Source organism: Desulfobacula sp. (assembly GCF_021107415.1).
On the sequence record NZ_JAIOSW010000460.1, the window covers coordinates 1 to 10,560 of the forward strand.

Annotated in this window: 11 protein-coding genes; 4 read left to right on the forward strand and 7 right to left on the reverse strand. The window is 39.3% G+C overall.

What is annotated here, in order from left to right:
• Positions 1-223 (forward strand): hypothetical protein (locus K8S13_RS23230; RefSeq protein WP_291466110.1); only part of this gene is annotated, 223 nt, incomplete at its 5' end.
• Positions 224-999: 776 nt separating this feature from the next.
• Here the strand turns inward: K8S13_RS23230 and K8S13_RS23235 are convergent.
• Positions 1,000-1,572, reverse strand: coding sequence for a hypothetical protein (locus tag K8S13_RS23235; RefSeq protein WP_291466111.1), 573 nt, complete (start codon positions 1,570-1,572; stop codon positions 1,000-1,002).
• Between the two features lie 418 nt (positions 1,573-1,990).
• Here K8S13_RS23235 and K8S13_RS23240 point away from each other — a divergent pair, with 418 nt between their 5' ends.
• The 3 genes from K8S13_RS23240 to K8S13_RS23250 all read left to right on the forward strand — a co-directional run bounded on the left by K8S13_RS23240 (position 1,991) and on the right by K8S13_RS23250 (position 4,863).
• Positions 1,991-2,854, forward strand: coding sequence for a biopolymer transporter ExbB (locus K8S13_RS23240; RefSeq protein ID WP_291466112.1), 864 nt, complete (start codon positions 1,991-1,993; stop codon positions 2,852-2,854).
• 12 nt (positions 2,855-2,866) lie between these two features.
• A complete protein-coding gene (locus K8S13_RS23245; RefSeq protein WP_291466113.1) occupies positions 2,867-4,144 on the forward strand; it encodes a peptidoglycan-binding protein in 1,278 nt (425 codons plus the stop codon).
• Positions 4,145-4,674: 530 nt separating this feature from the next.
• Positions 4,675-4,863, forward strand: coding sequence for a hypothetical protein (locus tag K8S13_RS23250; RefSeq protein ID WP_291466114.1), 189 nt, complete (start codon positions 4,675-4,677; stop codon positions 4,861-4,863).
• Positions 4,864-5,010: 147 nt separating this feature from the next.
• Here the strand turns inward: K8S13_RS23250 and K8S13_RS23255 are convergent, their stop codons facing one another.
• From K8S13_RS23255 to K8S13_RS23280, 6 genes are all read right to left on the reverse strand, one after another.
• A complete protein-coding gene (locus tag K8S13_RS23255) occupies positions 5,011-5,634 on the reverse strand; it encodes a hypothetical protein (RefSeq protein WP_291466115.1) in 624 nt (207 codons plus the stop codon).
• The gene (gene fliJ, locus K8S13_RS23260) at positions 5,621-6,079 is read right to left on the reverse strand and encodes a flagellar export protein FliJ (protein ID WP_291466116.1); all 459 of its coding nucleotides are present in this window, start codon (positions 6,077-6,079) and stop codon (positions 5,621-5,623) included. The genes K8S13_RS23255 and fliJ overlap by 14 nt, the downstream gene beginning before the upstream one ends.
• 46 nt (positions 6,080-6,125) lie before the next feature.
• The gene (locus K8S13_RS23265; protein ID WP_291466117.1) at positions 6,126-7,484 is read right to left on the reverse strand and encodes a FliI/YscN family ATPase; all 1,359 of its coding nucleotides are present in this window, start codon (positions 7,482-7,484) and stop codon (positions 6,126-6,128) included.
• Positions 7,481-8,467: a FliH/SctL family protein gene (locus tag K8S13_RS23270; protein WP_291466118.1), complete on the reverse strand. Its 987-nt coding sequence runs from the start codon at positions 8,465-8,467 to the stop codon at positions 7,481-7,483. Before K8S13_RS23270 ends, K8S13_RS23265 begins: the two co-directional genes overlap by 4 nt.
• Positions 8,454-9,467 (reverse strand): flagellar motor switch protein FliG, encoded by a 1,014-nt coding sequence (fliG, locus tag K8S13_RS23275; protein WP_291466119.1) that lies wholly within the window; start codon positions 9,465-9,467, stop codon positions 8,454-8,456. Before fliG ends, K8S13_RS23270 begins: the two co-directional genes overlap by 14 nt.
• A gap of 2 nt (positions 9,468-9,469) precedes the next feature.
• The coding region (locus tag K8S13_RS23280) for a flagellar M-ring protein FliF C-terminal domain-containing protein (RefSeq protein ID WP_291466120.1) at positions 9,470-10,560 on the reverse strand (1,091 nt) is incomplete at its 5' end.

Sequence of the window (10,560 nt, forward strand, 5' to 3'; positions counted from 1 at the left end):
AGTATTTGATGATTCTCAAAATAGGGAAACACAGGCGATTAAACAAGCCCTTGACCCAAAATCAACGGGAGTATTTAAGAGCATTGGGATTAAACTCACAAATCTTCACAAAGCCAGGGGGATAACCGCTTCCTCTAAAAATACCTCATATCTGAACATTGGGGTGTGGAATGTGAGGTGGAAAATGGAGGGATGCAAATGCATTGGATATTACATTTGCTAAGGATATGCCTTTAGGCCAGTGGCGTAACATGATACAGGAGCTTTATGGAATAGAACTTAAATTATAAAATAAACACAGGCTGTATTTATTTTTTTCAGTTTAAGGTTTTATAAATTTTGCGGACAGGATGGCTAAAATTCAACTGTCGCAGCACTCCGAATATAAAGGATGTAATGACGGCTTCATATAGAATGTCTTACCATGTCCGCTCCAATATAAAAATTATGGCTCCAAGGTGCTTTGATCCTTAAGTTAGTTTTAAGAGATCTTGTATACCAGCTTGCCAAAATTGGGCATAAGGTACATGGTGTTTCCACCGGTTACGCGGAATTTAATAAATCTATGATTGTAAAAATTATATCAGTCTCACACGTTTAAGAAAAAACTGGTAAGAATCGGGAGTGTGAAGTATTGCCTAAAAATAAATTTAAAATAATGCTTGATTTTTGCTTGGTGCTCTATATGGGATAAGGCATGTTCAAATGAATCAAACTTCCATTAATTTTTAATTGGAGAGTAACCGAACTTGTCCAAACTTCCAGAAAATGATTTTCAAAATCTGCAAAATTAAAATGAATATATCAACTTGAATATGAAAAATCGTCCTGGACTGCTGCCACATGGTTATAAAGTTGAATTGAAATCCCAAATATGAAAAACGGTTGATAAATGTGTTTCGGGTTGAGGGTTTGATGAAACTCAATTATAAATCAGTTTTTAGAATTCTTACAAATTCATTACATCTGGGACATGTCATGGCAGAATTTTGAACACCCTCAAAGATGTTGTTTCAAAAGTTTATTGTAATCATTAATAAGCTTCTTGTTCTCTTCAAGTAATTTTTTGTATTTATTAGCTAATCTATTGTATTCTGTTCGACAGTCTTTCACATCTTGGTTGCATTCATTAATAACCTTCTTATCCTCTTCAAGTAATCTGTTATATTTATTAATTAATCTATTGTATTTCGTTTGATTGACTTCCAGTTCTTGGTTACATTCATTAATTACCTTCTTATCCTCTTTAAGTAATTTGTTATAGTTATTAATTAATCTATTGTGTTTTGTTTGATTGATTTCCAGTTCTTGGTTGCATTCATTAATTACCTTCTTATCCTCTTCAAGTAATTTGTTATAGTTTTCAACTAAGCTATTGTATTCTATTTGATCGCCTTCCCGTTCTTGGTTGCATTCATTAATAACCTTCTTGCTCTCTTTAATTAATCTGTTATGGGCATTAACTAATCTATTGTATTCTGAGTTTGAGACTTCGGCTTTTAAAGCATTTATTAAAGATAACGAAATTATCAATACAAACCCTAATAAAAAGATAAACTTTAAATATTTCATTTTCTCCAACCTTTATGTTGTATAATACACTGTTTAATATTGATCCTTCTTTGAAATTGTAGATACAAAATCATGCTGCATTCTCGTATGATTTTGTATTATACTTATCCAAATACAATTATTAATGGAGACTGAATCTATTTCACATCTATCAAGAAATATTTTAACTGTAAAGAATATTAAACTATATTTGAAATAGCACAATCAAATGAACCAAGCTTCCATTAAATTTTTTACATCGGTAGACATCCCAAATTCAATTCCTTGACAACATTCATCAAATAACAATACATACAGTAAGAAAATACAGTTACCTAAAAAATAGGAGCAACACCCAAATTGACCAGTAACAAAATAATTTGTAATTGTAAGAAATGTAACTTTTATTAATATGTTATAATAAGGAGGTTAGTCCCTTATGACAAATCCGAGGCATTATCTTTTCTTGATAATTCTATACCTTTTGATAGTGACAGGGGTCTGTGTTCTCCTATCGGCATCTCTCAAAGCGGCATTCATGGCAAACTGGGGTTTTAATCTCCTGATCATTGCAGCCCTTTGTGTGGGCATCGGCATTAATATTTTCCAGATTAAGAGACTGGAACCCGAGATCAAGTGGATCAAAATTTTTCGCACCGGTGATCCGGGCCTGTCTGTCACGGAACCGGTACTGCTTTCTTCTTTGGCTAAACACTTGAAAGAAATACACCGGGACCGATTCCGTCTGTCTGCCTTGTCCCTTCGTACGGTCTTAGACGGAATTCGGAGCCATCTGGATGAGTCAAGGGAAGTCTCCAGATACATGATCGGGCTGCTGGTGTTTTTGGGACTTTTAGGGACTTTCTGGGGGTTGCTCCAGACCATCGGCACTGTAGGACAGGTAATCAGCGGCCTGGAAGTAGGAACCCGAGATTTTATCAATGTTTTTAGCCATCTAAAACAAGGTCTTGAAGAACCGCTTAAGGGAATGGGCACGGCTTTTAGTTCATCCTTGTTTGGTCTGGGCGGATCTCTGGTACTGGGATTTGTTGATATTCAGGCTGGTCATGCTCAGAACCGATTTTTTAATGAAATGGAAGAGTGGTTGTCAGGGGTCACCCGCCTGATAGATATCGATGATGCATCTGAAACTGGTGCCAGTATTTCTATTACAGCTCTCGAAAATATTGACGACCATCTCAGAGTTCTGATTAATCAGATGCAAAAAAATAACCAAGTCATGGTTCGTTTTTTGAAACAACATAGTGAAACTGCAGAGGATGACTCTGCCTTGAAAAAATAACAGGAGAGCGCAATGATTTCCAAAATGAGGCGTATCTCAAGCCCTATTACAGCCTGGCCAGGATATGTTGATGTCCTGTCAGCTCTGCTGATGGTGGTTATTTTTGTATTGATGATTTTTACCGTGGCCCAGTTTATGCTCAGCGAAGTACTTTATGGCCAAAAAAATGAACTGGCAATACTCCATAGCCAGATCAATGAACTGGCAGAGCTTCTCGGGCTTGAAAAGGAAAAGTCCAGCCAGTTAGGCACTGAGGTTAGCCGGTTATCAGATGTTATCATCGGATTATCTGAAGATAGAGAATTTTTCATGGCTCAAGTTGCGGACTATTCAGCGCAATCAGAAATTGACAGAACCCAAAGAAAAAAGCAGATGCTAACCATTACCAGCTTGAACGAGGATATCATAGCCCTGACCCAGGTCAAGGATGAGTTGGAGCAGAAAGTTGCGGGTCTTGCCGCGTCCCTTTCTGACAAGGATTACCAGATTTCGATGTTACGGGATCGGTCAAAGGCATTGGTTGACAGGTTGGCGGATAAAACAGAAATGACCATATTGGCCCAGGAAAAGATCGAAGAACAGGATATTCGGATACAGGCTCTTTCCGTGGTGCTTGAATCACAAAAAGAAGCAATTTCCCAGGAGAGACAGTTGTCTGCCGGTGCCAGGGCTGAGGTGGCCCTTCTTTCCGACCAGATTACCAAACTCCAGGCCCAGTTAAAGATGATCAGCGATGCTTTGACCCTTACCAAACTCCAGGGCCAGAAAAAAGATGAAAAAATTGCTGAACTTGGCAAACAATTAAACATTGCTTTGGTCCGGAAGGTGAATGAACTTCAAAAATACCGGTCAGAATTTTTCGGACGACTCCAAAAAATCATAGGCAACAACCCGGCTGTACAAATACAAGGGGACAGGTTTGTTCTACAGGCTGGCCTTCTTTTTGAATCCGGGTCCTCCGACCTGGGAACCCAAGGCACGGTCCATCTCACAACCCTGGCAAACACTCTGTTACAAATATCCAGAAAGATTCCAAGTGAGATCAACTGGATATTGCGCATTGACGGTCATACTGATCGGATTCCCATTAAAACAAAAAAATTTGCATCGAACTGGGAATTATCTGCTGCCCGTGCCGTCTCCGTGGTCCGGTTCCTGAGTCAAAAAGGCATCCCTGAAAAAAGGATGGCGGCAGCAGGTTTCAGTAAATATCATCCCATTGATACGGCGGATACATCTGTGGCCTATCGAAAAAACCGGCGGATTGAAATCAAGCTTACCAGCCAGTAAGCAGATTGCAAAGTCGGATTGAAGATCGCAAAAGGGCTAGCCTCGACCGGACACGGTTACATTAGTGTAAAATCATGCATTAGCATATTGTATGCAATTTTATTGAATCATTATTTGTCGTGGCTTCTATAAAAGTATTTACACATAAATCAAACGGAAAATTATTTAACATATCCTTTCTGGTGAAAGCCACATATCTTTCGAATGATCAGCTCATTTTTCATGACAATTTATGCGGAGCATATTAGTTGCAATCAAAATATGTGGGACATTTCTACTATCGTTTATAGATAGATATTAATCTGTCAGGAGTCTAATTCGACAAATTACCGAACGTTTCATCCACCAGTCCGGGTTGATAAATATTTATCAATATACCAGATGTAGTATAGACTGGTTTTTTAGTTTCTGATCTGAAATTCCGCAATATGGAAAAAACTGGATTCAAATCTAAAAAGTTTGCTTTAACATAATTGGAGACTATCCTGATTCTTTAAAAACCAATTTCGGAAATAGGTATTTTTTGCGATTTGAAAAAAATTAAAATTTTTTCTGACATTGCCAAAGATGCCGAAAAAATAATCTCTTTTCTTGAGGATAGAAAAAAACTGCTTGTCATGGAAATGAAACTTAAAAATATTGATTTAAGGACCGTTAAAATTAAAGGCTTCGTACTAAATAAAGCAAGATACTCGGAGGAGGGTCTTGGATATACATAACTGTAAGCCGCAAAAGTCTTTTTATTGGAGTCAAAGATAGATCGGATTGTTTGTGGCGATACTGGTATTCCCTCCACAACCATAAATCATCCCTGCTTTCTCAAGAAATCATCCAAGGCCTCAATTAAAACTCCGGTTACATTCGTTTTATTTTCTCTTAAAGGCAAGGCGTTCGCTGATTTTAGCCGCTTTTTCACTGTCCACAAAGGATAGAATCTGGGATGCAGAGGCTTCACGCATTCTTAAAAATATTACCTGGGCGACCTCAAGATTCATTTTATCAACAATCTGGGCAGCACTTTTCGGTTTCATCCCTGCATACATTTTTACCAGTCTCCCGATCTTGGCCTCATATGCAGCTTCTTTTTCCCTTTCTTTCTGGGTTTTCTTTTTTGTAAGAAGTGCGACATCCTCTTCAATTTGTTTCTTTAAAATTTTCAGGCTTTCAAGTTTCTCATCAATTTGTTCTTCAAATACTTCAAGTTCTTTTTTTTCCTGTACAAGGGCTTTTCGTTGTTTTTCAATCATTGTTTTCTTATCTTCAAGGCCCCGCAATACGACCTTGGCAGGATCAGGACACTCCGGGCATTCAGGGCAGGGGTTTTCCTGGGCTGCCTCGCTATCCTTCTTGGTATCTTTTTTTTCATCCTCTGCAAAGGCATCGGTCCCATTAATGGATGATGAATAATCCTTTGGATATATTGGCCCTAAAAGAATTGAAAATACCAAACAAATACCAAGAAAAAATATGACTTTATTAAAGCGTTTCATTAGATAATGTCCTAGCTGTTTTTAAGGATGAAATCTCATCCAGTTCTTTTTGTTCTATTTTTATAATTTCCTGAGTGTATTCCGTTTTCAATTTTTCACGGTAAATCTCCATTGCCTTTTTATCAACACTCTTTTTCTTTAACTCCAATAATTTTTCCTTAAGAACTTTTTTTAAGTCAATTTTCCTTAATTTTTCATCTTCTATCCTGCTTTCCACAGAATCAAGATAATCATGATACCGCCTGAATTCAGAAGCTTTAACGCCTTTAACCACAATATTTTCAATGGTATCAGCGTTTTGATCATATGTCTGTTTCAGATAAGTGATTTGTTTTTCACAATTTTGCACATTCATGTTGGCCTTGGCTGTATTTTGCTGGGCAAGACGTTCCAGGTATTGTCTGTAACTCAGCAAAGGCTGTAGTTTAAATTCAAATCGTTTCATCTATATTTTTTTATTTATCTGGTTATTTATCTGGTTATTTGCCTGGTTATTTGGTTGATTTTTCTTTGTCCTGTTTGATACCCAGGGCATCTTTCAAACCATTTACACTGGACTGCATGTCCACCTTTCTATTCATGTCCTGTCTTAAATACTGAACAATCCCCGGCATCAAGCGCTTTGCCTCATCAACATCCGGATCTGACCCGTCAATATATGCACCAATGGTAATCATATCTTCCACACCTCTATATGAAGATAAAACACTGATTGCTTTATCCCTTAAAACCACATGATCTTTTTGGCTGACATCCCGCATCACCCTTGAGATACTGGCCAGGACATCAATGGCTGGATAATGGCCCCTGTTGGCAAGATCCCTTGACAAGACAATATGGCCGTCGACAATGGATCTCACCGTATCCCCGACAGGGTCATTTAGATCATCCCCCTCAACCAGCACGGTATAAATCCCTGTAATTGATCCTTTGTTTTCCATATTGCCGGCTCTTTCAAGAAGGATAGGAATCTGAACAAAAAATGATGGTGTATACCCCCTGGATGTCGGCGGCTCCCCGGCAGCAAGTCCCACATCTCTTGAGGACATGGCAAACCGCGTGATGGAGTCCACCATCAATAAGACATCTTTTCCCTGGTCCCTGAAATATTCCGCTATGGTGGTAGCAAGATAAGCGCCTCTTATCCTCACCAAAGGGGGAGAATCTGAAGTTGCCGCAACCACCACCGCTCTTTTCAGTCCTTCTTCCCCCAGTGTATCATTAATAAAATCCTTTACTTCCCGGCCTCTTTCTCCGATAAGGCCAATGACCACCACATCTGCACTGGTATGCTTGGTCATCATTCCCATTAAAACACTTTTGCCCACCCCTGAACCTGACATGATAGCCACGCGTTGACCTTTGCCAAGGGTTATCATGCTGTTGATTGCAGCCACACCAACATCCAAAGGTTCTTTAATGGACTCTCTTTGCATGGGTCCCATGGGTTTTCCATACAAATTATACTCTTGAGTGTACTCGATCTCTCCCTTACCATCTATCAGCGTTCCCATGCCATCTATTACTCTTCCTAAAAGTTGATCAGAAACGCCAACCAAAGGCGTTGCTGCGATGGGAATAATCCTTGCGCCAAGACTGATTCCCCGGATATCTCCATAGGGCATAAACAAAGCTTTTTCCTTTTTAAATCCTACGACTTCAGCTTTAATTTCCTGACCATGGTCATTAATAATACTACAAAGACTGCCAATACCCAATCCCAGGCTGTCCCCTTCTGCAATCAGCCCGATAACCTGAGAGATCCTTCCTTCCGGCTGTATCGTAACACACTGGTCCACAGCCTTAAAATATTTATGAAAGTCCATTTTATTTAAATGTTCTAAGATCATGCAGTCCCAGCCTTTTTAATGGCTTCAAAGATAGCTTCAAGCCTTGATTCCGGATCTGCCGAGATAGACGCTGTAATGGTATCAATTTTACAGCCGCCCCTTTTAATGGAGGCATCCGATCTTATGGACACATTGGTTAACGAATCAATAGCTTCAAAAAACTCATCCTTGATCATCTCAACATATTCATAATCATCCAAGGATACGCTTAATACCACCTCTTCGGGTTGAACAAGCATTTTTAATGCCTCTAGAATCATAGCTTTAACAATTTCATCATTCATTTCAATCTGGGCTATGACCGTTTTTTGGGCAATCTGTTGAATAAGAGAAATAATTCTTTCTTCATACTTTTCAACCAATAATTCCAGTGTGGAATCTGCTGTCTTCAATGAGTCTTCAAGTGAATTTAAAATTTCAACTGCCTTTTCCCGGGTCTCTTTTGTGGCTTTCTCCTCCCCTTCTTTCTGGCCTTTCTCAAACCCCTGCTGTTCTCCTTTTTCAAAGCCTTGCTGCTCTCCTTTTTCAAGCCCTTGGGCCTCTCCTTTTTTGAATCCTTCTTCATAGCCCTGTTTTTGCCCTTGCTCTATCCCCTGTTCTATCCCTTTTTCAAGGCCTTTTTCAAATCCGGCCCGATACCCTTTTTTTTCCGGAGTTTCTTTTAGCTCTTCTTGTTTTTCAAATGCTTCATTACCTTTTATGTCTTTTCTTGCTTTGTGTTCCTCATCTTTTTCAAAAGGATCATCATTGCTTTCGATCAAAGGCTTGAAAACGATTTCTACCTCTTCTTTTTTAACATCATACATGGCTTCAAAGTTATAGGATTCTTCTTTCTCAAACTTCGGTTTTTCAAATAACATTTCAAATCGATCAAAATCCGGCTTGGATTTATCCGTATCATTTGAGTGTTCTTCGTCAAAGCTTTCCAAAGAACTCAAATCAATGGGTTTAAACTTTTCATCATCAATATCAGACAAGGACATCGTCTTTTCCTTTTCCAAGCGTTATCGTTCCATCAGCCTCAAGCTCTTTGGCTGCACGAACAACTGTCTGCTGAGCTTCTTCAACTTCTGCCAAACGGACAGGACCCATGGCTTCAAGATCATCTTTAAGCATTTCACCCGCTCTCTGGGAAAGATTGGAAAAAATCTTTTCTTTCATTTCATCTGTTGCCGTCTTCAGTGCATAGGTCAATTGCTGGCCCTCAACCTTCTTGAGAATCTCTCTCATTGCCATATCATCAATACTGGTAAGGTCTTCAAATACAAACATCAAATTTCGAATATCATTGGCCATTTCAGGGTTATCCTCTTCAACAAATTCCATGACTGAATCTTCTGTTGCCTTGTCCACCCCATTGATAATATCCACCAGCACCTGCAACCCGCCGGCTTTCCCTCCCGGACCCACAGCACCTGAAAGTTCAAGTTTTAATGCCCTGTCAACATCCCGGACAACATCTTCTGAAATCTGGCCTAATTTTGCAATCCGCATGGCAATGTCCCCCTTTAGCTCTTCGGAAAGAGACATCAGTATATCTGATGATATTTCAGACGGCATATGGGCAAGAATCATTGCAATAGTTTGAGGATGCTCTCCTTCCACATAGCCGGCAAGTGTTCCCACATTCACATTCCTGCTCCAGATAAACGGCTTATCCTGCTTTTTCTTCTCAAGATCATCAAGAATGGCATCAGCCTCTTTATCCTTCAACGTCTTTTTAACAATATTTTTAATAAAAGAGTCACTCTCTATGATCATTTTCGATTCGCCTTCAAATTGATACACAAAGTCCAGGGAAACCGCTTTTAACATTTCCGGAGTGATATTATCAATCGAAGACATTTCAAATGCCACATCACTGATTTCGAGTTCATTCATTTTTTCAAATGCCTGGGTGGCATAGTCCTCTCCCATTGCCATCAGGAAAATAGCCGCTTTCCGTGGACCGGATAGACTGTCAGAATCTAAGACATCAGCCATAATTATTCCTCCTCTATTTCGCTTATCCAGCCTTTAAGGATATTAACCGTCTTGTAAATATCTTTTTGGGCATAATACTTAGCTTTTTCATTAACAGACATATTGGTCAGATATGATGCCCGCTCTGATGTACTCATTTTCTTTAAGAACACTTCCTTTTGCTCTTCAGTCATCAGATCCATGTATTCTTTTTGCTGCTTACCATCCATTTCAATGAATTCAGGCTCTTTTTGCTCTTCTTCAATCAGGGCCTTATCATCAGGTCCCGGCAAGGCTTCCTGCTCAACCGTTGTTTTGATCTCTCTTACAGTCTTTATAATGGGGCGTATGACAAAAAGGAATAATAAAATCACTATAAGCAGATTTGCAATGGTTCTGCCATACTCTTTTTGAACCATTCTAAACCCTGTGACAGCCGGTTCCGACTCAATCTCAGCAATGGAGGCAAACGGGAAGCATTCCATGGACACCTGGTCACTTCTCTCCTCATTATACCCCATGGCCTTAATGACAATATCTTCAAATTGTTTCATCTCTTCAGGCGGCCTTGGCACATAAACCTTTTTTCGATTACCGCTTTCATCGGTTTTAACTTCATATTTTCCATCCACCACCGCAGCAACAGAAAGCCTGGTTAGAACAGCCATGGGTTTTTGGATTTCCCGAATCCTTTTACTGATTTCATAATTAAAGGTATCATCACTCTTATTTACCCGCTCATTATTCTGTCCACCCAAAAGCCCATCATCTCCAACAATAGGATTCACACTGGATGGAATTGGAATTTCTTCTAATGCTGTTGTGATCTTTTCTGCTCGATTTTTCCGGCTTCTGGTAAATTCACCCCCCCGTTCAAACGGATCGAAAATTTCTTCATTCATATCATTTTTTGAAAAATCCATTTCAGATGTCACTCGTACAATGGCCTTGTCTGCGCCAACAATTCTCTCAAGCATGGTCTGGATTCTTCTGGTAAGATTTTCCTCAAATCTGACTTTATACTTATACTGGGCATCAGCAAAATTTCTGGCATTTATCTTAGCCTGATCCTCTTCGGATTTTCCCTCAAAAAGAATTCTGCCGGCTGTATCAA

What these genes read in the sequence shown, in the direction of transcription:
- K8S13_RS23235 (WP_291466111.1), bottom strand. Translation starts at nt 1,572, where the DNA reads ATGAAATATTTAAAGTTTATCTTTTTATTAGGGTTTGTATTGATAATT.
- K8S13_RS23240 (WP_291466112.1), top strand. Translation starts at nt 1,991, where the DNA reads ATGACAAATCCGAGGCATTATCTTTTCTTGATAATTCTATACCTTTTG.
- K8S13_RS23245 (WP_291466113.1), top strand. Translation starts at nt 2,867, where the DNA reads ATGATTTCCAAAATGAGGCGTATCTCAAGCCCTATTACAGCCTGGCCA.
- K8S13_RS23255 (WP_291466115.1), bottom strand. Translation starts at nt 5,634, where the DNA reads ATGAAACGCTTTAATAAAGTCATATTTTTTCTTGGTATTTGTTTGGTA.
- fliJ (WP_291466116.1), bottom strand. Translation starts at nt 6,079, where the DNA reads ATGAAACGATTTGAATTTAAACTACAGCCTTTGCTGAGTTACAGACAA.
- K8S13_RS23265 (WP_291466117.1), bottom strand. Translation starts at nt 7,484, where the DNA reads ATGATCTTAGAACATTTAAATAAAATGGACTTTCATAAATATTTTAAG.
- K8S13_RS23270 (WP_291466118.1), bottom strand. Translation starts at nt 8,467, where the DNA reads ATGTCCTTGTCTGATATTGATGATGAAAAGTTTAAACCCATTGATTTG.
- fliG (WP_291466119.1), bottom strand. Translation starts at nt 9,467, where the DNA reads ATGGCTGATGTCTTAGATTCTGACAGTCTATCCGGTCCACGGAAAGCG.